General features: G+C 56.4%; 22 protein-coding genes. 9 read left to right on the forward strand and 13 right to left on the reverse strand.

Annotated features, from left to right (window positions below; genetic code table 11):
* Positions 1-49 precede the first annotated feature (49 nt).
* From LAO21_09780 to LAO21_09805, 6 genes are all read left to right on the forward strand, one after another.
* Positions 50-334, forward strand: a complete 285-nt coding sequence (locus LAO21_09780) for a hypothetical protein (GenBank protein MBZ5552998.1) — start codon at positions 50-52, stop codon at positions 332-334.
* Positions 335-605: 271 nt separating this feature from the next.
* Positions 606-1562: a phosphoesterase gene (locus LAO21_09785; protein MBZ5552999.1), complete on the forward strand. Its 957-nt coding sequence runs from the start codon at positions 606-608 to the stop codon at positions 1560-1562.
* 133 nt (positions 1563-1695) lie between these two features.
* Positions 1696-2163 carry an acyl-CoA thioesterase gene (locus LAO21_09790; protein ID MBZ5553000.1) on the forward strand — a complete coding sequence of 156 codons (468 nt, stop codon included), beginning with the start codon at positions 1696-1698 and terminating at the stop codon, positions 2161-2163.
* An 18-nt stretch (positions 2164-2181) separates the two neighbouring features.
* Positions 2182-3441 carry a beta-ketoacyl-[acyl-carrier-protein] synthase family protein gene (locus tag LAO21_09795; GenBank protein ID MBZ5553001.1) on the forward strand — a complete coding sequence of 420 codons (1260 nt, stop codon included), beginning with the start codon at positions 2182-2184 and terminating at the stop codon, positions 3439-3441.
* Between the two features lie 96 nt (positions 3442-3537).
* Positions 3538-4245, forward strand: coding sequence for a methyltransferase domain-containing protein (locus LAO21_09800; GenBank protein MBZ5553002.1), 708 nt, complete (start codon positions 3538-3540; stop codon positions 4243-4245).
* 88 nt (positions 4246-4333) lie between these two features.
* Entirely contained in the window at positions 4334-5515 is a 1182-nt protein-coding gene (locus LAO21_09805; GenBank protein ID MBZ5553003.1) for an NAD(P)/FAD-dependent oxidoreductase, read from the forward strand.
* A 154-nt stretch (positions 5516-5669) separates the two neighbouring features.
* Here the strand turns inward: LAO21_09805 and LAO21_09810 are convergent, their stop codons facing one another.
* A complete protein-coding gene (locus tag LAO21_09810; GenBank protein MBZ5553004.1) occupies positions 5670-5927 on the reverse strand; it encodes a hypothetical protein in 258 nt (85 codons plus the stop codon).
* 256 nt (positions 5928-6183) lie between these two features.
* On the opposite strand from LAO21_09810, the gene LAO21_09815 reads away from it, so the two are divergent.
* Positions 6184-6564: a hypothetical protein gene (locus LAO21_09815; GenBank protein ID MBZ5553005.1), complete on the forward strand. Its 381-nt coding sequence runs from the start codon at positions 6184-6186 to the stop codon at positions 6562-6564.
* 30 nt (positions 6565-6594) lie between these two features.
* On the opposite strand, the gene LAO21_09820 is transcribed toward LAO21_09815, so the two are convergent.
* The 12 genes from LAO21_09820 to LAO21_09875 all read right to left on the reverse strand — a co-directional run bounded on the left by LAO21_09820 (position 6595) and on the right by LAO21_09875 (position 22850).
* The gene (locus tag LAO21_09820; protein MBZ5553006.1) at positions 6595-9849 is read right to left on the reverse strand and encodes a hypothetical protein; all 3255 of its coding nucleotides are present in this window, start codon (positions 9847-9849) and stop codon (positions 6595-6597) included.
* 98 nt (positions 9850-9947) lie between these two features.
* On the reverse strand, positions 9948-10928 hold the full coding sequence (locus tag LAO21_09825; protein MBZ5553007.1) for an ROK family protein: 981 nt from the start codon (positions 10926-10928) through the stop codon (positions 9948-9950).
* Positions 10929-10995: 67 nt separating this feature from the next.
* Complete coding sequence (locus LAO21_09830) at positions 10996-11463, reverse strand: flavin reductase family protein (GenBank protein ID MBZ5553008.1); 468 nt, start codon at positions 11461-11463, stop codon at positions 10996-10998.
* A 152-nt stretch (positions 11464-11615) separates the two neighbouring features.
* Positions 11616-13637, reverse strand: a complete 2022-nt coding sequence (locus tag LAO21_09835; GenBank protein MBZ5553009.1) for a S9 family peptidase — start codon at positions 13635-13637, stop codon at positions 11616-11618.
* A 132-nt stretch (positions 13638-13769) separates the two neighbouring features.
* On the reverse strand, positions 13770-14612 hold the full coding sequence (locus LAO21_09840; protein MBZ5553010.1) for a GNAT family N-acetyltransferase: 843 nt from the start codon (positions 14610-14612) through the stop codon (positions 13770-13772).
* 335 nt (positions 14613-14947) lie between these two features.
* Positions 14948-15250: a cupin domain-containing protein gene (locus LAO21_09845; protein ID MBZ5553011.1), complete on the reverse strand. Its 303-nt coding sequence runs from the start codon at positions 15248-15250 to the stop codon at positions 14948-14950.
* 488 nt (positions 15251-15738) lie between these two features.
* Entirely contained in the window at positions 15739-17811 is a 2073-nt protein-coding gene (locus LAO21_09850; GenBank protein MBZ5553012.1) for a M28 family peptidase, read from the reverse strand.
* Between the two features lie 200 nt (positions 17812-18011).
* On the reverse strand, positions 18012-19127 hold the full coding sequence (locus LAO21_09855) for a patatin-like phospholipase family protein (GenBank protein ID MBZ5553013.1): 1116 nt from the start codon (positions 19125-19127) through the stop codon (positions 18012-18014).
* 119 nt (positions 19128-19246) lie between these two features.
* Positions 19247-20026, reverse strand: coding sequence for a glucose 1-dehydrogenase (locus LAO21_09860; protein MBZ5553014.1), 780 nt, complete (start codon positions 20024-20026; stop codon positions 19247-19249).
* Positions 20027-20123: 97 nt separating this feature from the next.
* A complete protein-coding gene (locus LAO21_09865; protein MBZ5553015.1) occupies positions 20124-21449 on the reverse strand; it encodes an aminotransferase class V-fold PLP-dependent enzyme in 1326 nt (441 codons plus the stop codon).
* 180 nt (positions 21450-21629) lie between these two features.
* Positions 21630-21923, reverse strand: a complete 294-nt coding sequence (locus tag LAO21_09870; GenBank protein MBZ5553016.1) for a hypothetical protein — start codon at positions 21921-21923, stop codon at positions 21630-21632.
* A gap of 234 nt (positions 21924-22157) precedes the next feature.
* A complete protein-coding gene (locus tag LAO21_09875) occupies positions 22158-22850 on the reverse strand; it encodes an HAD family phosphatase (GenBank protein MBZ5553017.1) in 693 nt (230 codons plus the stop codon).
* A gap of 716 nt (positions 22851-23566) precedes the next feature.
* On the opposite strand from LAO21_09875, the gene LAO21_09880 reads away from it, so the two are divergent.
* Together LAO21_09880 and LAO21_09885 are read left to right on the forward strand one after the other, a co-directional pair.
* Positions 23567-24145, forward strand: a complete 579-nt coding sequence (locus LAO21_09880; protein ID MBZ5553018.1) for a GNAT family N-acetyltransferase — start codon at positions 23567-23569, stop codon at positions 24143-24145.
* Entirely contained in the window at positions 24142-25095 is a 954-nt protein-coding gene (locus LAO21_09885; protein MBZ5553019.1) for a 2-oxoacid:acceptor oxidoreductase family protein, read from the forward strand. Before LAO21_09880 ends, LAO21_09885 begins: the two co-directional genes overlap by 4 nt.
* Positions 25096-25175 lie beyond the last annotated feature (80 nt).

A 25175-nucleotide genomic window follows, 5' to 3' on the forward strand; every position in this document is an offset into this window, starting at 1 on the left:
ATCCTGGCAGGTCATGGTATAATCCGCCTCTTTTTTGCAACCCTAAGCCATGCGTGATAACGACCAGACCCATAAAGATTCGAAGCCCGGGAACCGCCGGGAATTCCTGACTCGGTTCTTTAAAAAGAGCGCCCCCCTCGTCGTGGGGGCGGTGGCAAGGCCGCTCGAAAAACTCCCGGGAGTGACTCCGCCAAAAACTCCCCCTGGTGCGGAGAGCCCGGCGGTCCGGACGCCGGTTGAAGCGGAAAACATTTCTGAAGAACTGAAGAAGGAATTCGAACGCACGCATGAAGAGTTTGTCCAAAACAATCCGGACTTCTTTGAGAAGCCGTGAACAGGACGGGGGATGAAGACTGCGTGAAGTTGGAAAGGAGCAGTCAAGACAAAAGGTTGAACGACTGAAGTCGTTACTACCCTTGAACGACTGGAGTCGGTGCGACACATGAACGATTGGAGTCGGTGCGACACATGAACGATTGGAGTCGGTACGACCCTTGAACGACTGAAGTCGGTACGACACATGAACGATTGGAGTCGTTACGACTCTTGAACGACTGGAGTCGTTACGACTCTTGAACGACTGAAGTCGTTACTACCGCCCGCTTATGAAACTGAGAATCCTGCATCACGACAACTGCTTTGATGGCGCCTCTTCGGCGGCGTTGTTTGGCCGTTTTTACACGGAGATGGTCAATCCCGGGGCGGAGATCTGTTACACGGGGCTGACCCACAAGTCAGAGAAGCAGTTCAATGAATGCCTTTTTGACGGCGATGAGAACGTCATCGTGGATTTCAAGTACTCTCCTTCGCCTCGCCTCACCTGGTGGTTCGACCACCACAAGAGCGCCTTTCTCACCAAGGAGGATGAGGATCATTTCCGTCAGGACCATAGCGGCAAGAAGTTTGTGAACCCCGACTTCAAATCCTGCACCAAGTTCATCGCGACCACGCTGGCGGAAAAGTTCGATTTCAAGGTGAACGGGCTTTCGGAGTTGATTTACTGGGCGGATCTCATTGACGGCGCCCAGTATCCGGATGCCCGCACGGCCGTGGAAATGAAGGAGCCGGCGATGAAACTGACGTTGCTGATCGAGTCCAACCGCGAACCGGAGCTCCTGCAGCAGATTATCCGCGAGCTGGCGGTCCGCCCGCTGGCGGATCTGGCGGCTGAGCATTGCTCCGGCGAAAGGTTCCAATTGCTCTGGGCACAGCATGAGCGAGCGATCCAATTGATCGGCCAGCGGGCAGTCTCCGAGAAGGCGGTCGTGTTCTTCGATCTCAGCGATACGGACGTGGAAGGGTACAACAAGTTCATCCCCTATTTTCTCCACCCGGAGGGCGTGTATACCGTCAGTGTGCTCTCGACTCCCATGCGGGCCAAGGTTTCGGTCGGATCGAACCCCTGGAACCAGTCGAGGCGTACGCATAACCTTGCCGAGATCTGTGAACGATATGGCGGCGGGGGTCATGCGCAGGTTGCCGCGATCTCCTTCCCTACCTGCGATCTTGAAAGCGCCAAGAAAGCTGCACGACAGATTGTTGAAGAACTTCAAGAGGCGTAGTTTCTCCCGGCACCCCATCTTAACGACTGAAGTCGTTACTACGGCAACCCATGGAAAAATCATATCGGGCCGTGTCCCGATGTGATATTGTTTCGTCTTTAAAAACAACGATCCAGAAGGGAATCCATCACGGATGAGTGTTCCGCGCAGGCAACCCGGACGACGGTTTCATTTTCATACCTCCTTGCAGGTCCGGTTTCGTGATGTCGATGTCAAGGGCCATGTCAACCATGCAGTCTACTTTTCGTATTTTGAAATGGCCCGTTGTGAGTATTGGATGTCGTTGTTTTCATTGGCTCGGTTGAGCGATATTGACTTTATCGTGGTGCGTGCCGAATGCAACTATCTCCAGCCTGCCCAATATGCTGAATGGCTGGATATTTATGTGGCGGTCACCGGGATCCGGAATTCCAGTTTTGTCATGGAGTATGAGGCGAAGGCACGGCGCCCCCGCCGGGTCGTGGCAACGGGCTCGACCATCCAGGTGATCTATGATTACTCCAGGGATCAATCGAAAAGGGTTCCGTCGCCGGTTCGCCGGAAGATCGAGAGATTTGAGAAGCGCCCGTTGTCTCCGGCTCTATTGACGGTTAAGCGCTAATTCCAGACAGGAGTTCCAGTGGTCAGACGCGTTGTCATTACCGGGATCGGGGCGGTGAGTCCCAATGGGATGGGCCGCGAGGCCTTTTGGGAAAACACCCGGAAGGGTATCAGCGGCGTGGATACGATTTCGCTTTTTGATTCGTCCCACCTCTCGGCCCGCATTGCCGGGGAAGTGAAGAATCTTGACGGAGACGGCTTCATCAAGTACAAGGACCGCCCTCATGTGTCACGCGTGGTGCCCATGGCGCTGGCGGCCTCCGACGAGGCCCTCCGCGATGCGGATTTGAATGTCGATTCCATGACCAAGGAAGAGAAGCAACAGATCGGCGTGATGCTTGGCACGGGGGGAGGGTCGGTGGAATTTACGGAGGAGATGTACCGGCTCTATTATACCGGTCAATCCAAACGGGTCTCTGTGTATACGATTCCCTCTTCCACCATCGGCACGCTGGCGAGTGAAATCTCCATGCGCTTCGGCCTTCGCGGTCTGAGCCATGTCGTTTCGACCGGATGCACCTCCTCCACCGATGCCCTTGGCCACGCCGCGCTCATGATTCGATCGGGAATGATCGATCGGTTTCTTGTCGGCGGGGCCGATGCGCCTATTGCCCCGCTGATTATGGGGGCCTTCTGCCTCATGCGCATTCTCACTTCCTCCTGGAACCATGAGCCGCAGCGCGGCTCGCGTCCGTTCTCTCAAAGCCGCGACGGTTTTGTGTTGGGAGAAGGAGCGTGGATGTTTGTCCTCGAGGAACTTCAAGTGGCACTTTCGCGCGGCGCGCGGATTTATGGCGAAGTGGCCGGTTACGGCTCCACCTGCGACGCCTACCATCGGGTCCGCATGGATGAGAGTGGCGAAGAGCCCGCCCGTGCCATGGGCCTCGCGCTGAAAGACGCCCATATCTCGACCCAGGAGGTCGATTACATCAACCTGCATGGAACCTCCACGTTGCTCAATGACCGCATTGAAACCCGCGCGGTCAAGCTATGCTTCGGCCCCAAGGCCTCGACGTTGCCCGGATCTTCGCTAAAATCCATGATCGGACACCCCCAGGGTGCCTGCGGGGCGGCCGGAGTGGCGGCATCGTTGCTGGCCATGCGCGACCACGTCCTGCCTCCGACCATCAACCTGGAAGACCCCGATTCTGAATGCGATCTCGACTATATCCCTGATATCGGGCGGCAAAAGGAGCTCGACGTGGCCCTCTGCAACTGCATCGCATTCGGTTCCAAGAATTCAGCGGTCGTTTTGAAGCGGGTGAACGGAAACAATTAGAAGATTCGGGACAGACACATTACTCTCATAAATTTCGAGCAGGACAAGAGTACGGTGTCTGTCCTTTTCCAGGTTAGATTCCCCAAAGGCTCACTTATGTCATTCTGGCGACCTGAACGAATCCGCGGGGAGGAGCTTCTTGATTCCGGGGCGGGCTCACCTGAGGAGATTGCCGCCAGCCTCCGTGATCTCCGGCGGATTAATCGATATCTGGGCGGTCACCGCGTCAGCCTGATTCCGATGCGGCGACTGGTGCGGAGTCTCTCCCTGGAGCATTTGTCGCTTCTGGATGTCGCCACGGGAGGCGCCGACCTGCCGGTGGCGGTCGCCCGGTGGGCACAGCAAATTCACCTGCCTTGTCGCGTGGTGGGACTGGATATCAGTTCACGGCACCTCGCTTTTGCCCAGGAAAGTATTCGGCCGTTTCCGGGAATCCGGTTGGTCCGAGCCGACATCGAGCGCTTGCCGTTTGCCCCCTCCAGTTTTGATTTTGTGAACACCTCCTTGTTCCTGCATCACGTCGCGGATGCTGACGTCGCACAATTTCTGAAGACCCTGCTCTCGCTGGCCAGGGTGGCCGTGATCATCAACGATCTTCAGCGCCACTGGGTCCCCTATTTCTTTCTGAAACTGACCCAGCCTCTTTTTGCTCAGAGCCGTATCACACAATTCGATGGCTTTGCTTCCCTGCGCCAGGGCTTTACCGCCGGCGAAATGAAATCCCTGGCCCAGGACGCGGGGCTCGCGAACATTTCCGTGACTCGTCGTTTTCCGTACCGTTTGGCGATGGTGATACCCAAATGACGGTCCCCGCCGCGAGAAAGGAACACCTGCGGGGCCGTCCCCGCGAGCACGTTTGTGAATGAACACCGATTCCTAAGGAACCCCAGGGATGAAAACTTCGTTTGATACCATTGTTGTGGGAGCAGGCCCTGCGGGCAGTGCGGCAGCGATTGCCCTGGCCTCTCGGGGTTGGCACGTGGCCCTGCTGGAAAGACAGGCATTCCCCCGCGACAAGCTTTGCGGTGAGTTTATTTCGCCCGAGGGAATTGCTGACTTTGCAAGACTCGGCGTCCTCCCTGCCCTTCGGAAGAAGAACCCTGCCCCAGTCCACAGGGTGAAGGTGACCCTTTCCACGGATCATCAAGTCCGGATCGACTTGCCGGAATCAGGATGGGGGCTTAGCCGTTATGTACTTGATCAGGTTCTCTTTGAGCATGCAAAGGCCCAGGGAGCGGAATGCCATGAGAACTCTCCCGTCCACGCGGTCGAAGGAAGTCTCGAACGAGGATTTGATGTGCAAGTCGGGGCCCAGAGCAGCACTCCCATGATTCTCAAGGCGAGAACGGTGATCGCCGCGACCGGCCGATGGTCCAATGTCCCCCGCCAGCCACAACAGGCCCTGCATGAGAGGAAGCGGTTAAAGCGGTTTATTGGGATCAAGGCTCATTTTCGGGGTGAGGCCAATCTGGAAGATGCTGTTGAATTGTACTTTTTCCAACCGGGATATTGCGGCTTGAATCGCATTGAAAGTGGCGAGATCAATCTGTGCGCCCTTATTGAGGAGGAATTTGCAACCCGGTACGCCAGAAACTGGGAGGCCTTGATTGAAGCAGCGGGCGCACAAAACCCTCATCTCGATCATCGTATCCGCGCCATGAGGCGCTCTTCAGAGTTTCTCGTCACAAGCCCTGTCATCCTGCAATCGCGGGAGAGAATTCTCCGTGACATATTTATGGTGGGGGATGCGGCAGGATTTCTCGACCCGTTCAGCGGTGACGGGATCTCAACAGCCGTTCGCTCCGCCTCTCTGGCTTCCCGCTGCGTCGACGATTTGATGCGGGGTTGCGTCTCTAATGAAAGTGCAATGAAAAATTACGACCGGGCCTACCGATCAGAATTCAGACGAAGGTTCATTTTTGCCAGAACAATCCGCAAAGCCCTTTCCATCGGAGGCATCGCTCCGGTGTTTTCTCGCCTGCAGACCCGGATTCCTGCCCTGGGCGAATGGGTTGTGAGACAGACCAGGGGGCGGGTGTCGAGTGCCGGGTGTGAGGTGCCGGGGGATAAATAGTTGTCGGTTGTCAGTTCTCAGTTGTCAGCGATCGGAAACAAGAAGGGAGTCCTGGGGGCACATAGTCCCCCGGGGTGGATGCCCTTCTATTTGCTCCAAGGTCATCTCTCGGAACGATACAAAAACTCCGGAGCATCGATCTCCGAGGGCGGCTTCAGGATTGAGGCGGATTGTCCTCCGGTTCATAAATTCGGAGGCTGCCATCAGCGGTATCGAAGGCAGCGTGCGTGGTGTGACCTTCAGCACACCGGTAAATCGCATAACTCGAAGTCCCAAGAGTCATCTTCCCCGCAGAATCGATCGAGGCTGCCTCGCCAAACTGTTCGGCGAGCTTGGCGGTCGACATGCATACTCGACAGCCAATCTTTTGGGGTATCCGGGGACGATCTTCATCTTGTTCAGGATTTGACATGAATTGCCTGATATCTCCTTGGAACCCACCCTTTGACCAAATGCAACCGGCCCCCTGCCCAGAGTAGGTGCCCGTCCTAATCTTTATGAGGTCCTGCCGAACATCAGTCCCTGATGAATCATTGCCGCGCAAACCATTTTACGCTATAGTCTCGGCGCTCCAAACAAGTGCCGCAAGGGCGCTGTCGGCATTGGCGCCGATGGGCAGACGAGGTGACGTTCACCCAGAGCCTCGAAAAGCATTGACGGAGTCGTCCATGGATAAAAAAGTGGAGCAACAGTTGGAGAAAATGATTGCGGGGTTTTGCGATTATGAAATGATTTTCTACCCCAGGTCGGCGCTCGATGGTCAAAGAGCCATTTCTGAGTTCCACTACGAAGGGATTACCGAGCAGACGCAAAAACAGGAGCGTCTGATCATCGTGCGGAAAGGAAAGGCGACGGAGATCGATATCGCCAAACATTCCGAGATGAAATATGACTACGGCGACTTCCGCCACGAAGTGGAAGAGGGCGAACCCATCCGGAACCGGTTGGAGGGGGATGAAGAGGTAATCCTCATCGTGCGCTCAGAGTTTACGACCAAGCCCAAGGGGCCGCACGCTTCAACAAAAATCATCGAAGTCTACGAACCGTGATTCCCCCCTCCCAGTTTTTCGCTTCGCGGCCTAAGAAAACGGTACGACCACGGTGCTCCCGCTCGGGCTGATGAAGGTAATACCCACCGTTTCTCCCCCATTCGATGTGTTGATCAGAATAATTTGGGTCGTGAAACCTCCTCCGTCGACCACCTGCGGAATAAAGAGCGGCCCCACCGGCGGATTGTTCAGATCAGCCACCGGCAGAGTTGAGTAGATTTCTTCTCCGCGCTCATTGTGCGTCAGACGCAACGTCACCAAAGCGAGCGGCTGGTTGCTTTGAATAGTCAAGACTCCTTTAAATTCTGATGGAATCGAGACCTGCGAGAAAAGTTGTCCAATGAACGCCGCGAGGTGGATGTTCGGATCAACATTGATGCCTGTCGTCTGGTCAAACGAGCCGTCCAGGCTGACGAGGTGGAGGGTTATGTTGGCCGTTGAAGCATTTCGGTTGACCAGCGCAATTCCCGTATCCCGGTCCAGAGGCACCGAAGACCGCTCGATGTAGACGCGGGCATTGGTCGTCGGAATTGCGTTTAAGACTCCAGCCTGTGACGACTGCCCGGTAGCGCCTTTTCCTGCAAAGATCACAGCCCCCGCAGGAAGCTGCCCGGATGTAGGCGTCACCACGGCATAGGCGACCTTTAGCCCTCCCTGCCCGGTCGTCGAAAACTTTTGCATGCCATTGGGGCTTATCGAATAGGATAAGGAACTTACAGGTCCGCTGCCGAAATCCAGCAAGATAGGAGTTCCAGCATCCCTGAAAAGCGATATGGTTCCGGCGATGGTTGATCCGGAGGTATTCATCAGCAGGATCTGAGTTGGATTCCCGTTTCCATCCAGGATTTGAGAGAAGATCAGGCTTGAGCCAACAGGCGTGACCGTGGGATCAACCACAGGCAAAGCACTGAAAATCGATTCAGGGGGATGGTCGTTGGGGGCAGACCGTAAGTTGACTGCGGCAAAAGGAGCTGCGGCCGTGAATGTCAAGGTTCCCAGAAATGAACTGCCCAACGCTGAACAACTAAACTGACTGGCAAATTGCGCAATCTTTCCCAGGGGTGGAACTGTTACCGCCGGACAAGAGCTGGAAACGCCATTTTGATCTCTCAGCGTCAAATTGACAGTCAATGCAGTAGCGCCCGGATTCACCAGTGCGACACCGCTATCCCTGCCATTCGCCGCATCGAAGTCCACGAACACCCTCGATGAGGTCGTGGCGGCCACCGCGGGCACGCCCGCTTCAGTAACAAGGGCTCCGTTCTGCCTCTGCGCAAAAATTGCCAGCCCGACGGGTGGAGGGCCGGCAGGACTCGTCAATTGGCCGTAGGTGACCGAGGCGAACTGTCCCTGTCCGGAAGAGATTTTCGAAACGCCGCCACTCGCGGGCAATTGGGCGCTGAAAACATTAGAAACCAAGGTGGTATCTACGGTGCCCCGCCCTTTGGTCGCGGTTGAGAAAAATGACTGCCAGGCTTGGCGGATCGTATCGATCCGAGCGAGGTCCGCCGCGGAAGGCGTCGTGTTTCTCTGAACTAATAAGATCCACGCTTGCCGGAAGGCCTTGGGCGACGTGGCCGGGGTAGGAGTCCGGAGGCCATTCTGTTGGACGGTGCCATCAGGAAGCGTCACATTTGCGGTGATAATGTCATTGACCGTGACGGTATGTTTTGTCCCGCCAAACGTCACGCCCACCGCAGGCGCGGATCCATTGGTTCGACCGGATCCTGTCGGATTAAACACCACAAAGGTGGGGGAGACCTCCGACTGGTCTTTAAGACCCATGAGATATTGATCCAGATCGCTGTATTTCGACGTGGCATCGTTTTGGGTTGTGAAGGTCCCGTTGCCATTGTCAAGGATATCGTTCCCTTCCATGACCGACCCATCCGAATTGAAGAAGAAACTCCAGTGGGCGCAATCGCGCCCCAGGATTGTGTTCGCAAAGGTCTGGGGGGTTGTCGTCGGATCGCAGATGGCTCCCGGAATGTCAACGAAAGACATCCAGCGGTGTCCGAATTCCTGCCCAATCACCTCCACCGTACTGTTAGTCCCCAGGAAGATCTGGTTGGGATCACTGGGATATTGGGTAAGCGGCCCCAGGGTTAGAAAACTCCGCAGGCGTCCCTGTGTACCCCAGGCCGGGTCCGGCTGGAACACCGGGAGAACCCCCAAGCCGGTGGCCTCGTTGCTGACATTCTCTTCAAACGCAAATGCGTTCCCTCCCAAATTGAAACCAAAGTTAGTAAGGAATGCGATGAAATCGTAATCGTCGCCGTGGCTCTGATAAAACTTCTGTGCGAGAGCCGTCCTTGAAACCTGCGTGGAAGTCGAGAAGAATTCGAAAACGACCCCAAACTCCGACGTGGGAGCGGTCAAGGTCGTGTAATCCACCACGGAGGGAGGTTTTCCCTGGTTGCTTCCCGGCGCAATCCCCACGATGCCTTCCGAGGTGCCCATTCCGTTGTACGAGAACTCAATGGATCCATTCGCAAACAAAACGACTTCAAAGGTATTGTGGTCCCGGTTGACGTTTGAGCAGGTATCGCTGAAATTTGGAATATCATTCCAAATGACGATGAACCGATCGCTCCGTTGAAGGCTGCGAATATCTCCCGTCCCGCAGCCCGGTTCGAGGTCGGCAAAAAGGGGCCCGATGCGGGGCTGGCGCCCCAGGAAACGGACGAGGTCACGATCGTCGCTTGTGGAATCACCGGAACCAAAAGTCAAATGGCCGTCCGAGCCAACAAACACACTGGTGTAGGTTTGGCCAAAGAAATTAAAGGTGAAACCTCCTGAGAAGGCAACCTGCGTGGCGTCGTCATCCGACAGGTTGGGTCCAGGCGGCTGTCCTGGGGATGGCTGGACGGTCCCCGGTACCAATATCGAACCCGCGGCCGTATCAAAATTCTGTGGGATCTTACTCACCAAATAGCCCGAGCCGCTCGGTGTAAATCGGATATTACTGTTATCCAGATCGAACGGATTCGCGGGAAAAACAATGGTTCCGTCGTCCTCGATGACCGCGATATTCCCCTGGTCCGCGTTCAGCGTATTCCGCTTCAATGAAAATTGCGGTCCCGCGCGGCGAAATTCGAAGTTCTGCGAAATGCGAGGAACATCATTCCAGTTTCCCGGATAAGTCCCGTCAATGAATCCCCCTTCGCGTAATTGCCCGGGTGAAGTCTGCGATCGCTTGGAGGCGCCCCAGAGCGAGTGCGGAAGTCCAATCATCGCAACACATAATAAGGAAACAGCCAACCACTTCTTGAGTGAAAGCCTCATAACTCTCCTTGATTTTCTTTGGTTTACGAAAGGGTCACCAAACTTGAGCAACATCGGATGACAAGAAGACCTTTAGATGCCCTCCACCAACGATTGGTTTAATCCTTTCGTTCAAGCCGCTGCCACACCATCCGCGCTGCGCCGAGTAAACCTGCCTTGTCGATGAGGCGCGACCGGACGATGGGCATTCTTTCGGCACGATAGACGTAAGACCGGGCAAAGACCTCCTTCATCATGAACGGCGCAAACACTCCCCAGGCCTTTGCAACTCCACCGCCGATAATATACTTTTCGAGATCAAGGACGTTTGTCAAATTGGCAATGACAATTCCCAGGGCCCAACCGACGAGTTGGAATATTCTCCGGGCTGCGGGGTCACCCTTCCTGGCCAACTGCGAAATATCGGCGGAGGTAGCTTTGTCATTCTCCCTGAAAAGCTTCTTGAGAAGCGCGGAGTCTCCGCGATCCGCAGCGGCACGGGCGCGCCGGACCACCCAGGTGGCCGAGGCATAGGTTTCCGCGCAACCATAGGAGCCGCAATTGCAGAGGTCGCCATGGGGGTCAACAATCATGTGCCCGGTCTCGGCCGCGGTGCCCCGGGTACCGCTCCAGATCTTCCCTTCCAGCACAATGCCACAGCCGACCCCAGTGCCCAGCGTCAGCAGACTCGCATTCCTGACACCTCGCGCCGCTCCCTTCCATACCTCGCCCAGCGCCGCCACATTGGCGTCATTGTCTACGACGACCTCCACCGGCAGGAGCTTCTCCATTCTGGCTTTGACCGGGAAATATCCCTTGCCGGGAAAATTGGGAGACTCGTGCAACTCCCGATGATAGTAAACCAGCCCCGGCACGCCCACCCCGACCCCTGCCAGGCGTCGCCTTTTCTTCCGGAGATCGGAACTGAGGTCCAGGATCAAATCGCACATCCGCTCGATGACATCATCGCGGCCGCGCTCCACCTGCGTTGGAATACGCCTCTCGCCGAGGATTGCTCCCGCGCAATCCACTGCCGCGACTCGTAGGTTCGTCCCACCCAAATCCACGCTGGCCACAAAGTCGCTCTTGGAGATCTTCATGATGATATCTCAGCAGTACTGCCGCGGCTTAACGCCGCTGCGGCGTATGCCTCTTTGTGACATCCAATTAGAAAATCTTTCCGTTCCGGTAAACGGCAGGAACGTCGTCATGAAGAACCGATCCTCCGACGACCTCCCCAACGATGACATAGTGTGATCCCGCCTTCGTCTCCGATACGACCCTGCAGTCCAGATACGCAATAGAATCACACAGGATAGGGACACCGGTGACTGCAGTCATGGTGGGAACCCCGATCAACTTGTCGGTCTCGCTCGAAGTGGCCCGCCCCAAAGCGTACGCCAACTCCTGCTGTTCCTTCGCGAGGACGTTGATGGCAAAGATCCTGCTCTCGAGCAGCATTTGAGTTGTACAGCTCTCGGGGGTCAACCCCAACACCACCTCCATGGGCTCCTTGGAGACCTGAGTGACCCAAACGGCGGTCATGGCGCTTACCTCCACCCCTCGTTTCGAGGTAATCACATAGACGCCGTATGTGAGAGAGTAGATGGCTTTCTTTGTATCTTCAGGATTCACGGGAATGAAATCGTCTCCAAATGAAATTCAACGCCATTTGTAACACCGCTGAGGCCCAGAGCCCGCCCCGGCGGATGCCCGCGATGAAATCCATCGCCATCAATCGAGTCGTAGGGGCGTCCGCCGTGGCGGAACCGCCGAGGCGGACGCCCCTACTTCAGATACGCGTCAAACCAGGCCACCACGCGGGTGAGCAAATCCAACTGGTGGGCCCGTTCGCCAAAAGCGTGAGGTTCCCTGGGATAGACCACCATTTCGGTCTTAACACCCAATTGCTTCAAGGCATGATAGAACTCCTGACCCTGTCCCAGGGGGACCCGCTGATCCCCGCCTCCATGAACGACAAGGGTCGGCGTTTTCACATTCTTTACAAATGACATCGCCGAGTGCTTTTCATAGGCATCCCGCCGATTGAACGGCAGGTCAAGAAAATAAGACTTCAGGAATGAGGGGGTGATGTCGGTGGTCCCATTAAAGCTGAAGAGGTTGGTCACACCCGCACCCACGACGGCGGCTTTGAATCGATCCGTCTGGGTAACGGCCCAGGACGACATAAAACCGCCGTAACTCCATCCCCCAATCCCCAAGCGGTTTGGATCGGCGATCTTCTTTTCAATCAACTCATCGACCCCGCTCATGATATCCACAAAATCTCCGCCGCCCCAGTCGTCTCGATTTGCCTCGGCGAAAGGCGTCCCTTGCCCAACGCTTCCGCGGGGATTGGGCAACAAGACAACATAGCCGTGCGAGGCCAGGAGTTGCCCCCATTCATGCCAGCTTCCATGCCAGCCCATCCACCAAGCCCACTCGGGACCGCCATGAATTTCGGCAATGGTGGGATACAGCTTGTTGGAATCATAGTCCGGCGGTTTGATCAGAACTCCATAAATCGTCTTTTCGTCCTTCTTGCTTTTCCAGGAAATCTCTTCGAGGCTCCCCAGGCGCCATTGCTCCACCTGCGGATTCATGTGGGTCAGTTGCTGTTCTTTCTGCTTGTCCTCGTCGATGATCCATACGTCGGTGGGCGCATCCGCCTTCTGGTGAAGAAACGTGATGGTGCTGGCATCACGATCCATCGAAAAGCCGTGGTCCCGGCCAGCCTCAATTTGAACGTCAAACATCTTCTTGGTTCGGCCGTTGGTGGTATCCAGGCCGGAGATCATGGAATGGGCGCCCTCGATCGATTCCACGATCAAGTACTTGGAGTCCGGCGCCCAGCGGGCCCAAAAAACAGTGCCCTTATAATCGCTGTCGAGGCGCCTCACTTCCCCGCCGGAAGCAGGGACTATCGAAAGGGAGGCGGTGATCTCGGTGGGAGTACGTTCTTGAAAAGCGACCCACTTGCCGTCGGGAGAATATCCCCAATTGCCACCTCCCGCGCGCTCGCTGAGCGTCCGAATAATTTCCCCCTGCCGGTTAATGGTCACCAATTTGGAGTGCCAATACATATCGTCGCGGTCCGTGGTCGAGGAGATGAGGAGAGCCAGTTCCCGACCATCAAACGACCACTCCACGTCAATCACATTGAAGTCCTGTTTGGTAATCAGCCTTGTCTCATGCGACACAGGATCGCAGAAGTAAAGGCGTGCAAATTTCCATTCGTGATCCATGTACATTCGATCATCGTGTTTCTTCTTGCGCGCCTCTTCTTCGGGCGTCGGCCCGTCATTCGAGAGAAGGGCGATGGTTTTTCCATCCTTGGACCAGGAGAATGCCGAGACGCCGCCCTTTAGATCAGTGATCTGCCGCCCTTCGCCTCCATCCGCCGGCATGATCCAGAGTTGTGTCATCGGAGGTTCCGCATCCTGGTCCTTTACCTTAATTGTCGATCCTCCGCGGTCTGAAAGAAACGCGAGCCACCTGCCGTCGGGAGACCATCGCGGCGCAGTTTCGCTCTTGTCGCTGAAAGCATACTTGCGCGGGGGGGTCTTCCCGTCGGACGCCACCATCCAGACGTCTGAATCGCGCGGTTTGTCCGGTTGTGCCGGATCCGCAGGTTCGGTCACGACAAAGGCGATTTGCTTCCCGTCAGGAGAGATCTGAGGATCGCTGACCTCGCGCAGATCAACAAATTCAGCTGGGGTGGGAGGGTGATTGGAGTTGGCGAGCAAAAACCCCTCGGCTGGAAGCATCACGACCACAAGGACAAACGGCAGACACCAGGGCTTCCGCATCGAATCCTCCAGATTGAGGTGACCGGCCGCGGGCTGAAGCGGGTATCCATACCCCCGCGGGGATGGCTCTCTTTGGCCGCGAACCAAAAATTGTCATTCTAACGCAGACTCAAAGATTTTATTTTAATTTTTCTAGAACAAGGCCGGGCCGGAGATGATGTAGTTTTTCATCTTCCCGAATTCCCTCGAACTCATAAAGATGGCGTGGGAATCAATTCGGAATCCGGCGCGGATCAGATCACGAATCGATCTCACATTCGGGCTGGGGACCTGGAGGGTGAGTTGGGGATGCAAAAGCACAGCCGACTCGATCGCCCGATGGAGGACGGGCAGCATGTGTTGGGTTTCCTTCACTGCCAGTGGACCGACCTGACCCTTGGGGGAAATATAGAAATATCCGATGGTTCGTCCCCTCTTCGTTGCAAGCCAGCAGCGGCTCCCGCTGCGTTTGATGAATAGATCATGGTCTTCGTCCCGCCCACTTCCGCGTGCGACCCGGTCAATGGAGCTCATCTCATGAACAGCCTCTTGAACTGCACCGGGCGATCCCGTGGGATCCAGCCCACGCACCTTGAACCCGCGTTCCGCCTCCCATCCCGGATTGAGATCCTTGGAGCGACAGACAAGTGTATAGATCGGGAATCGCGGTGTCATGCCGAGCAGGATGTAACTTCGCATCGCGGCAGGATAAAGAGAACTGTAGGTGGAGGTGATCCGATAGGTTCTGTCGCTCTGGAGTGATCGTTCCAGCAACCGCTTCCCAATACCGCGATTCTGGAACCTGGGGAGAATCCAGAAGTCGCACAAGAACCAGATTGATCCGCGCACAATGGAGCACGCAAATCCAATGATTTCCCCGTTTGACTCGGCCACCCAGAAGCCGGGTGCGTCTGTCGTGAGAACATGTTGAAGATAAGGCGGAACCGTCCGCATGCCCCGCAGACTCTGCGGGGCGCCGTGAACCCTTCGAACCATATCTTGGAAAGAGGTCAAAAAGACCTTCCACACGGCCCGAAGGTCTTTGGCCTGGCAGGGGCGGATCAAAACCTTAGAATTCATACGAAGCGGCTTCGAAAGGAGGCGTCTTCCATTCAGGACGGGACAAGCTGCAGGGTTCTCTCCCCTTCCCACGCTGCAGGGTCGAAGGCTCGTGGATTGCCAGGCAGCTCTCCCTCCCCGCAGCGGGGCCGACAAAGATCTCTCTCGAATCGAACACCACGAGTCTTGCCCCCGCAGCGGCGGGCCCAGGAGGATCCGCTCTACCCAATCCGTTCGTCTCCGCCGATCGGCAACGGGTCGAGGGGCTGGATCTAGTCTGCAAGGAAGAAGCGTGATGGTATGGCTGCTGCGTTTCGCGCCCGGTGGGGAGTGCCTTCCGCCACGTGAAAGGCCTCACCCGTCTTCACCAGGATCTTCTGGTCGGGCATTTCAAATTCGATGGTCCCTTCGAGGACGTATCCGAGGTGTCCCCTCGCACACCACTCCTCATGTCTTGCATCCACGGCATATTCAACCAGGCGGAACCGGTGTCCATCGGATTCAAAACCCTTTTGACGAATTCCCGGCGATGTTTCAGCCCAATCCTGCCTCTCAAAACTGAAAGTCTCGATCATGCTGTCCATTCCTCCCGAGGGCTCTTCCAGGATTGATCTCACCTGAGGACGACATCGATGCGTCGGTAAGAGGAGCGCAAATTCGCGGCGGATCGAACCCCCGCCCTGTCTATCCCTCTGGTCTTCGAATCGAGGCGTATTCAGCGGGCTGCTCGTCCCTCTTGGGTTTCCCCAGCCTCCCCACATCCGGGCTTGCGGTCCGGAGACCTGCGACCTTCAACTGAGTCCAACGCCCAGTCATGGCGGAACGCCGAATCATACTATCAAGGGTGTCAAAAGTGCTACCGGCGAATACAATTTTTTTTCTGGGCATCTGGAAGTGTGCCGGTCCCCCGGCAGTCACTCCGGCAGAATAAAGCCCCTCCTGGGGTCGTTTAGGAAAGAGAGACGGCGCTCTGAGCTTCGATCTCATTAAAGGGACTTGATCCTCGCATCGAGGACCGATCAGTTCTTGAGAATCAATCCCATCGTCCCATGCTGGAGCTTGATTATTGGTTTGAGAACTGAATCACCTTCACCGCCTCCAGGGCTTTCAGATACTCCCGGACCCATTCGAGAGGGATAGGACCAAATTCAGCGGAGACAAAATCGCGGATGGCCTGGACTGATCGCTTTCCATCCACCAGATTAAGAATCTCGTACGTGTAATCTGAAGAGGACGCCCGACGGAGGGGGCTGGTCGGTTCAGGCAATCCATCGAGGTTGGCAAAAATCTTCAGCTTCGTCGTGGGTCCGACCCCATAATGATCCGCCAAATAATCGTAACCGAACAACGACATGGCCCCCTTGAGGTCGAGGCGGGTCGGGACTTCCCCCGTATCTTCCTTGGGCTCAAGCTCTCCGAGAAAACTATCCACCTCGTCGCCTCGCACTCCCGACCAGCCGATCAGATCGCGCGTAAAACCGATCAGGTCAAACTTCGCGACTTGCTCTTCCCCGATGAAGCTTCTTAAGGAAATGAAATTTGCCCTTTCCCGTTGCACCAGATACCGCAAGAAGTTATCCATTTCTCGCAGGGGGTCCCGCGGGGATGCCCGGGCGGCCAGGCTCGCCTGTTCGCTGAAGCGCGCCTGCGAGTCCGCCATCCGCCGCTTGGCGTGAACAACCACTTCCGAGGTGATTACTGCGGAGTTGGTAGAATCCAGGTTGGCCAGGAAATACCCGCTCGCCGCCCCCACGGTGGCAGCGCGTTTGAGTTTGGTCGTGTCGATCTTGTCGACGGAATCCTCGTTGGTATGGATGTAACGGTCCGGCCAGTCGTTGAGGTAAATTGTGGGAATCCGGAACGAACCCTCATCATAGACCTGGTGGTCACTTCCTTCGGTGTACTCTGAGATCTCCAGATGCAGTGCATCCTTGGACCCGTCCGGCGCATGGACAGCAAAGCGCGGCTCCCCGGTCGCGGCGAATTGATCGCTGAGATCGCGGACATATTCCCCAAAGACCTGGGCCACGTCGTTCACAAAAGAGGGGATGGAATCGGGGGTGCGGGTGACGTGGAAAAGCGCCTTCGTTTTCTCCTGGGAGCCGCCGACCATATCCATGTGAATCGCCGCTTTCATTTTCGCCGCCAGTTCCGGATGCGAGAAGAGGAAAATCTGCGTCCCCTCAATTTCTGCGGGCCACACGAAACGCAGGGTGCGTTTGAGCGGAGGGATGCTTTTCTCCTCGATCAGCCGGTGCATCGTGCGCGCGACTTCAAGGATGGCCGCGCAGCCGCTGGCGTTGTCGTTGGCCCCCGGCATGTGATGATCAAGATGACAACTGAAAACTATTTCCTCATTCTTGAGCCGTTCATCGGATCCCGGTAAGGTCCCGGTTACGACCTCATAAAACCCGTCATGCCGACCTGCCTTGACCCGGGCACGCAACCAGATCTTCTCGCCCTGCGCCAAACGGCTCTGGAAATCCCGCGCTTGCCGGAGTGAAACCTGAAATGCGAAAGTCCGGGTGGGAGAATAGGAATCAAGATGTCCCCAGCGGACCAGGGAGTCATCCTCGCCCTGCCAGCCCTGTAATTGATTGAGGGCATAGCTGACCATGCCCACCGCCCCGAAGCGATCCACAGCCAGCTTCTGCGCCGCGCCTCCCTGGGATGAAATAAGGACGATTTTCCCTTTGGTCTCCTTACCCTCATAGTCCTTTTCATTCGTCCCGCTGCCCACATCAATCAACTCTGCCGTTACATCGGCCGATTCAGAATCCTCAGCCAAACAGACGCGCATATCCTCCCAGGAGCAAATCCGTCGGAGAGGGGAAAATTCCAACGGGGCGGTTTGCGCGCCTCGCGGCCTCAAGTTCTTCTTCGGGAGAACCTCCCACAAATCGGCTGAGTCCGCATCCCACGCCTGGCGGGCCTTGAGGGCACCATAAAACCGCTTCCCGTCGGCGGGGAATCTCTCGACATGAGCATCCGTGAGGCCGTTTTCCCGGGCGCGTGCAAGGACATACTCGGCGGCGGCATGGAAATCGCGCGAGCCACGAACCCGATTGAAGATCGTGATGGCCTGGAGGTTGCGTTTCGCAGCGCCCCCACTCATCTCCTCCATGAGAAGATGCATCGTCGACTCCGGTAACAGCGATTGAGATTGTGCACTGCAAAGATGCGGGATCAAGAATAAGAGGATTGCAACTCCCTTGCGCATGGGTTCTCCTTTTCGAATCAAGTCGAAGGGTTCATTTACCTTATCCGGGACGGCGAGTTCCTCCTCGCAGGGTCTCGCCGTCCATTTCGCCAAAACTGAACTGGGAGCGGAAGCCGTCATGTCGCGCTGACAAAGCGCTTGAACGTGTCGCCGGACAGGACCCTCTGCCCCTGCTCTCTCCCGCGCTTGAATGTCCGCATCGTTCTGGAATTGTCCGTACTCAGAAAACCGGCCTCAACAGGATGGTCGGGGAAAAGAATGTAGAGACGTTGTTCCTCCACCGCGCGGCGCACTCCCTCCCAGGCGTTCAGAGAAGCCAAGCGCATGGAGGTCTCCCAGAGGTGTCCCCGGGGATCACAGCAGAACACGATGGTCTTCTCGCATCGGAGTGATTCCGATAGCTTCTTGAAGCGCCCGTCCTCTTCGAAGAGTCGAAACGGCATCTTCAGGGAAAAGCCCCCGTCCAGGAAAGAGGCTCCCGCATCGCCCGAAAACTGGTAGGGAGCCGCCATCTCCTCCCAAGCGGCCTCACCGGCACAGGCATTCGGTTTGATCGGATCCAATCCCCTCCAGATGGGCAAGAGCTCCTCCGCCCGCATGGGCTCGCCCATCGCAAAGGGCACCAGGCAAGAGGCTTCAATGACATTATGGTAGTTGACGCGGGTGAGGGGCCGGACGAATTCATTGCACAGGGACGGCGGAAGACGCGACCCGAAAATCACCGGATCTTCAATGTAGTCATCCGGAAGATACTTCAATGCCTGCGGGAACTTCCGCGTCAAGGACTTGAGAAAATAATGAAGTGAATCGCGGGAAGAAAAGGGCCTGCCATCGCTCCGTCTCACCCGGGTGGTGAACACCAGCAGGCGGGTGCACAGCTCCGCCGGTGTGTCGAATACCCCCGCGAGCTCCCGTGCACTCATGACATACCGGATGGAATGGTAAAGTAAAGACCGGAATCGCGACAACCCACCCAGCGACCGGAATTCCGGCAGTTCGCGGGCGCGCGGCGGAATCTCTTCGTGGCCCCAGCGCGCCCATCCCTTCATCACGGTTTCATGCGTTCCCGTGGCCACATCGGCGGCGGCATACCCGCCCGCCGAGGCCCCCATCACGATGCGGGGATAGCAACCGTTGGCGCGCGCCCACTGCATCAGTTCATATAGGAGGCCACCTTGCCATGCCCCCCGGCCCGCACCTCCTGAATCCAGGACCCAGCAGAAAGCTGTCATGAGAAATCGATCGAGTGTGATGTTGAAAGCCAGGGACGATTCCGCGCGCACCGCGGGGATCCGTCCAAGAGTCGAAATTAGCACATCATGAAGCTCAGGCTCAACCGAGACTGACCAGCCTATCGGGCACAGGTGAGGTGCCGCCCTCCATCGACCGCGAGTGTTTCCCCTGTGATCCACCCGGAGCGAACGCTCGCCAGGAAGAGGATGGCCTCTGCGACATCCTCGGTCCGGCCGACGCGACCCAGTGGGTGGGTGGTCTTGCTGTGCTCCAGGAACTTTACATAGGCCTCTTCCGACATCCCCCCCGCTCGGTGAAGATTCGTCACCACCACGCCCGGATTTACGGCGTTGACCCGGACCCCTTTGGGCGCCAGGTCGAGGGCTGCACACTGTGTCATGGCGTTGACCGCGGCCTTGCTGGCCACGTAAGCGAATACATTCGGAAACGCGCGTGTCCCGGCGACCGAGGAAATATTGACGATGCACCCTTTACGCTCGACCAGGGACGGGAGAGCGGCTTTCATCATCAGGAAAACCGAACGCACATTCACGTCCATCATCCGATCGAACAGTTCGTTTGATGTTGCATCGAGGGAGGCGGTTGCAATAATCCCGGCAGCATTCACCAGGACATCGATTCCACCCCATCGGGTCCGGGTGGTTTCTACGGCGCGTTGGACAAAGGACTCGTCCGTCACATCACCCGCCAGCTTTTCCACCTCGCCTCCGAGGCCGAGAATCTCCTGCATGAGGCCATCGAGTTCCTTTTCGCGCCGGGCCACAATGGCTACCCGGGCGCCGCTTCTGACAAAGTTCAGCGCTGTGGCGCGACCTATTCCGCTGGAAGCACCGGTGACGAGCGCGACCTTGTTCTCAAATTCCCTGGAGTTAACCATGAACGATGAACGCTCCTTCCTGAGTTCTGATCCCATCCGGCGGTCTAAAGAGGGTGTGTCGGGGCCAGGCACACCTTCCGCTAATACACCGGCGCCTTCACGATGTCTGCCTTGTTACACCGCGGACCATCGCCATCGTGGCGTCGATTTCCGCTTCGTTGTTATAGATATGGGTGGACTGACGAACCCCGTTTTCGGTGCCCATGGATCTCACGCGAATCTTTCGAGTGTTCCAAAACCTGTCCATCATTTCCGGCCCGGTGACCCCCTCCATCTTCCAGGTCGTGATGCCCGCACTCATTTCCGGGTGGACCGAGGACAGAATGGTCGCCCCCCTGGTCTTTTGAATCTCCGAGCGCAAATAATCACCCAGCTGTTTGATGCGGTTAATCACCCGCTCATGCCCGAGAGCGTTGTGGAAATCAAGAGCGGCCTCATAGCCTTTCAGGAGGGCGAGATTCCCCGTGCCGTACTGCATGAACCGATAGGCGCCCTTATCGTAATTCGCCCATTCGGCTGACGCCAGGGTCGTCCAGATTTCAGATTGACGGGATTTCTTCACATAGAGCAGACCGGACCCGGCAGGGGCCAGGAGCCACTTGTGCGGGGAGGAGTAATAGGCGTCGCAATCGATGTCGCGCACGTCAACGCGGATGTGGCCGACCGCCTGCGCCCCGTCTATTGCCACGAAGATGTTCTTCGCCCCTTGCTCGCGGGCCAGGGCCGCCAGGCGCTTGACGGGCAAGACCAGGCCCAGCATCGAGGTCATATGCGGGATGGCCAGCACGCGGGTCTTCGAATTGATCGCGGCCGCAAACCGACGAATAATTTCGTCGGGATCATTGGGCGGCCTGGGAATGGGCACGGTCTTCCATACCGCGCCATGACGCTTGGCGCGCTCCAGCCATCCGCAGGATCCTCCCGGATGCTCCTGGTCGGTCTGGACGATCTCCTCGCCGGCTTTTAAATCTATTCCCTGAGCGATGAAGTTCATGCCGAAAGTGGCATTTTGTGTGGTGCACACTTCGTCGGAATCACAGTGAATCAGCCGCGCAATCTTCTCCATGAGGGGAGGAAAATTGCGATATCCGGAAAACCAGTCAGGATGTTCGGGACGATAGTCCCAGTGCGTCACGGTGGTGTTCAGCTCGGCCAAGGTCGTGGTGACCGCTTCCAAAACCGGGCGCGGCATCGAGCCCAGGGTCGCCGTGTTGAAGAAGGCTTCCTCTGGTGGGATCAGAAACTGGTCCCGGACATTCTTCCAGAACGCGGCTTCATCGTTACCCAAACCTGCTGCATTCAAAGAGGCGGCCTCCACCCTCGACGAACTCCGGAGAGTGGAATCTTTGAGGTGCAAATCAATGATCGGCAAAAGGGCCGGCGAAGCCATCAGCGAGCGAATGAATCTACGGCGTGGGATCATGGATGTCTACTCCGGGGCGAATCGAACATAAGATCTCTTTTCCTGGTGGTTCATTGCGGGGTGCCTGTTTCTACATCGACTCTCAACATCCGTGTCGTGATTAACCCTGGGAACTATGCTGCCTGGGGGCACGGGATCGCCCCATCCCGGAGGGGATAAGGTCCAAGACCTGAGCAGGCATCAGGGTCTTCCAAAAAAGAGGTGAGCTTCACACTGGCACTCCCGTTCATGGGGTGTGGGACAGAACTTGATGCGATCCCTCAATTCTCCAAATCGCAAATCGTGAAGGCGCAACACCTCGGCGTCATCGAGGGACCAGGAATCGCCTTTACCAGACGTAATCTGAAACTTGGCATCGCAATCGAGACACTGAAAAATCCCCAAGGTACGAGGCTCCCCGTCATAGACCACATCGAGCGCTGCGCCTTCAAGACGCATTCCTTCACAGTCCGGACATTTAATAACGTCTTCCATCCTGTCGGTTTCAGTCAAAGCCTTCGCTTAATGTGTGCAAGTGAATCCCATGCAAAAACCCGGTTCTCACGCAGGAGGTCGAAATTATAGGAGAAATCAAAAAACAGGGACACAAAATATTTCCGTTTGACGGGGACAGGCTCATTCCCGATTGCAGGCAAGGATCTCTTGGACCAGAAGACCGAGACACGGGGTTCCTCTCCACAACGAAGAGAAGAAGAGGGCCGTCCCGTCTCAATCATCCGCGAAGAGCGACTCCAGTTGCGACAATTGCAGGCTCCCTATAGATCGCGCCCGGAAATCGGCATGGGCGAGCTCACGCAAAGGATAGGAGTGTGCCACGGCCACGCATCTCATGCCTGCCTGGTGCGCGGCCTTGATGCCATGCAGAGAGTCTTCGATTACCAGGCATTCGGTCACGAGGATCTTCTTCTCCCCCCGCGGCCGGCGCCGATTCAGTGCTTTCCACGCCCGCAGGAATGTCTCCGGATGCGGTTTGCCATGAATAACATCGTCCGCACTCACCACGGCTGCAAAATAACGACGCAGACGGAATGCTCCCAAAATTAAATCAATCTCTGAACTCAGGGCGCCGGAGGCGATAGCGAGGGGGTAGCCGGCCGCGCACTCCCGAATGAATTGGATCGCCCCCGGAAAGGGCCGCAGTCTCGTCTTCAGCAGCGCTCGATAGGCACGCTTCTTGGCCTGTTGCAGGCGAGTCACGAAGGCGGTCGATAACTCCCTGTGGTTGTCCGACAGGATTTCCCGGATGCAACTCCGATCGTCAAAAGCCAAATAGCGGGCGTAGTAATCCCCCTTGGTCAGGCGTATCCCCTCTTTTTTGAATATGTCACGAAAGGCGAGAAAGTGAAGCGGTTCGTCATCGATAATCACTCCGTTAAAGTCGAAAAGGATGGCTCGAAGCATTTTGAAGGAATCCAGCTAGTCGGATTTTATGTTCGAAAGCGCTCAAACGGTCCACTCACAATAATCAAGGCTCCCGCGGGCCCACGTTGCTCGACCATTACCCGCCTCGGGAAGGTCCTCCCTGGCTCGATTCACCTCAGCCTTATCGCCGGCCCCACCTGACAGAGTGTCCGAGAAACGATAGTAGTACACTTTTCACAAGGAGCCTTCATTTTTTCAATTCGTAACTGCAACTCATCTGACTCATGGATTTCCTTGGGTCATGGAATCCAGGACCCACCTTGTTGTGTTCGCAACCCTCAAGTCCCTGCGCTTAACGCTCTCTGAGTGGTCACAAATGGGATCGAAACAGAAGCGGGCCCAGGCTGGAGATCACTTAAATTTCTAACCTTTACGCTCCATTTTCAATCCGCCACAGAATCCACTTTGGCAACATTTTGCCAGCAACGCAACCGTTGCATGCAACACGCACCGAAATGTCTGGCATATCCATGAATTCCTCAAATCTCGAAGAACACTCAACAAAACCAATATCTTGTGAAGTTTTTCACTCATTAAAGGTTTCTGCGTTCTTGGCATTGTTCATGCAGTAATTCATTCGGAATGAGTGGCAAAGGAATATTGTCTGAAACCTCTTTTACTACCGACAGGGTCTCCCGGTCCTTGGGGAAGTGTGGGCTGGGGGGGAAAGATGTGGCAGCAGAAGGGGGCCGCCGATGCCGACCCTGACTCATGATGTCCCCCTCATCGAATCGGGTGAGGTGAAGAGGGTTGGCGGGAATGAAACCACGAGTTGGTCACGAACCTTCATCGATAAGGCCGGAGCGCGTGCAACGGCAAGGTCGTTCCGCTCCCAGGATCTGAAGGCACTGCAGGAGATGTACTTCCAATTTGAGCCCAAGCAAATCGCGCAACGAATGCCTCCCCGCACGGAAGAGCAAATCAGTCGTTGGTTATACTGTCTGACCCATGACGGCGAGAATTTTGTGGCGTTGGTCGGTCGGCGTTTGGTGGGACACACGGTATTGTGCAATTTGCAGGACGGTCGCGCTGAGCTTGCCATCTTCGTTCTCCAGGAATTTCAAAACCGTGGGATTGGCACTCAATTGATCCAACTGGCGAAACGGGCAGCCATGGCAGCGGCTTACCGCCAGATCTGGATTTCCGTCGAGTCGTCCAATCTTCAAGCAATTCGAGTCTTCCAGAAGAACAGCTTCCAGTTCATCGGAAGTTTCGACACCGAAAGTGAAATGGTCCTTGATCTCACCCCTACGGGAAGGCAAACCGATAAATGACTTCATCCAATACGAACGTTCGACTCCCATTTCAAGATGAACTGGGATTCTGCAATGTCCTGATGTCGGCGATCGGCGGGGACGGCGCCAACATGGCGGCCAAACTGCTCTTCAAGGTGTGTGTGACGTACTTGGATCTCGACGGCGCCTATGATGCGAAGTACGGCAGCGAGAAAAAAGGAACGCCCACGGATGTTTCCCTTCGGCTCTGCAAATTCGGCACTCCCGTCCGGGAGAGCGGGCCGACCAATCATCCGCATATTCTCTGTATTTTTCGCGATGCCCTGGTCCGCCCCCTGGCGCTCAACCGCGGGCTGCAGAAGAATGCGCTGGTGATTGCCAATACTCAGCGCTCGCCGAAGGACATCCGGGAAGACCTGCGGCTCCACAGCGGCACCATCTGCTGTCTGGACGCCACGCGGATAGCCCTGGAGACCAATTCGCGCCTTAATGTGCCCATCCTGGTGGTTCTCGGAAAATTCCTGCAAATCCCGCTGGACATACTGCGCAGGGTGGTGGGCGAGACCTGGCCCCGGGCGTCGGATGCAAATCTCCAGGCCTTCGATCGGGCTCTGGGATCCTTTGCGCAAGAGCACTTTGAGGATGACGGGAAGTATCCGCTTGTCGCCCCGGCGGAACCCCGGGGGCGTATCGGCTTCATGAACATGAACGAAGGTGGAGCGATCGACGCCACAACCCATTTGAATCTATCGTCCTCCTTGCCCAGCGCCAGCATCAATCCCATCCCCGAATTTCATGCCGAGATCTGCACCCATTGCGGGCTTTGCATGTTGGTCTGCTCTGACCCGGGAGCGATTGTCTGGGATGACAAGAAAATGATTGCCATCGATGCCGTGTACTGCAAAGGGTGCATGCGCTGTGTTGAAGCCTGCCCGGACACGAAGAAAGGGAAGGCCCTGACCGCCCCGGCCGAAATGGCTGTGGCCTGAGGCGGCAGTGCTCGCGGAGACATTCAGCGGCCCTTCAGCAGGAGATAAGGTTCTGCAGACATTAGAAAGAAAATAAAATC

This window comes from Terriglobia bacterium (genome assembly GCA_020073085.1).
In the GTDB taxonomy this organism is placed as follows: Bacteria; Acidobacteriota; Terriglobia; order JAIQFV01; family JAIQFV01; genus JAIQFV01.

Coding starts and splice junctions, on each gene's coding strand:
- LAO21_09780 (MBZ5552998.1), top strand. CDS start 50: ATGCGTGATAACGACCAGACCCATAAAGATTCGAAGCCCGGGAACCGC.
- LAO21_09785 (MBZ5552999.1), top strand. CDS start 606: ATGAAACTGAGAATCCTGCATCACGACAACTGCTTTGATGGCGCCTCT.
- LAO21_09790 (MBZ5553000.1), top strand. CDS start 1,696: ATGAGTGTTCCGCGCAGGCAACCCGGACGACGGTTTCATTTTCATACC.
- LAO21_09800 (MBZ5553002.1), top strand. CDS start 3,538: ATGTCATTCTGGCGACCTGAACGAATCCGCGGGGAGGAGCTTCTTGAT.
- LAO21_09805 (MBZ5553003.1), top strand. CDS start 4,334: ATGAAAACTTCGTTTGATACCATTGTTGTGGGAGCAGGCCCTGCGGGC.
- LAO21_09810 (MBZ5553004.1), bottom strand. CDS start 5,927: ATGTCAAATCCTGAACAAGATGAAGATCGTCCCCGGATACCCCAAAAG.
- LAO21_09815 (MBZ5553005.1), top strand. CDS start 6,184: ATGGATAAAAAAGTGGAGCAACAGTTGGAGAAAATGATTGCGGGGTTT.
- LAO21_09820 (MBZ5553006.1), bottom strand. CDS start 9,849: ATGAGGCTTTCACTCAAGAAGTGGTTGGCTGTTTCCTTATTATGTGTT.
- LAO21_09825 (MBZ5553007.1), bottom strand. CDS start 10,928: ATGAAGATCTCCAAGAGCGACTTTGTGGCCAGCGTGGATTTGGGTGGG.
- LAO21_09835 (MBZ5553009.1), bottom strand. CDS start 13,637: ATGCGGAAGCCCTGGTGTCTGCCGTTTGTCCTTGTGGTCGTGATGCTT.
- LAO21_09840 (MBZ5553010.1), bottom strand. CDS start 14,612: ATGGTTCGAAGGGTTCACGGCGCCCCGCAGAGTCTGCGGGGCATGCGG.
- LAO21_09845 (MBZ5553011.1), bottom strand. CDS start 15,250: ATGATCGAGACTTTCAGTTTTGAGAGGCAGGATTGGGCTGAAACATCG.
- LAO21_09850 (MBZ5553012.1), bottom strand. CDS start 17,811: ATGCATCTTCTCATGGAGGAGATGAGTGGGGGCGCTGCGAAACGCAAC.
- LAO21_09855 (MBZ5553013.1), bottom strand. CDS start 19,127: ATGACAGCTTTCTGCTGGGTCCTGGATTCAGGAGGTGCGGGCCGGGGG.
- LAO21_09860 (MBZ5553014.1), bottom strand. CDS start 20,026: ATGGTTAACTCCAGGGAATTTGAGAACAAGGTCGCGCTCGTCACCGGT.
- LAO21_09865 (MBZ5553015.1), bottom strand. CDS start 21,449: ATGATCCCACGCCGTAGATTCATTCGCTCGCTGATGGCTTCGCCGGCC.
- LAO21_09870 (MBZ5553016.1), bottom strand. CDS start 21,923: ATGGAAGACGTTATTAAATGTCCGGACTGTGAAGGAATGCGTCTTGAA.
- LAO21_09875 (MBZ5553017.1), bottom strand. CDS start 22,850: ATGCTTCGAGCCATCCTTTTCGACTTTAACGGAGTGATTATCGATGAC.
- LAO21_09880 (MBZ5553018.1), top strand. CDS start 23,567: ATGCCGACCCTGACTCATGATGTCCCCCTCATCGAATCGGGTGAGGTG.
- LAO21_09885 (MBZ5553019.1), top strand. CDS start 24,142: ATGACTTCATCCAATACGAACGTTCGACTCCCATTTCAAGATGAACTG.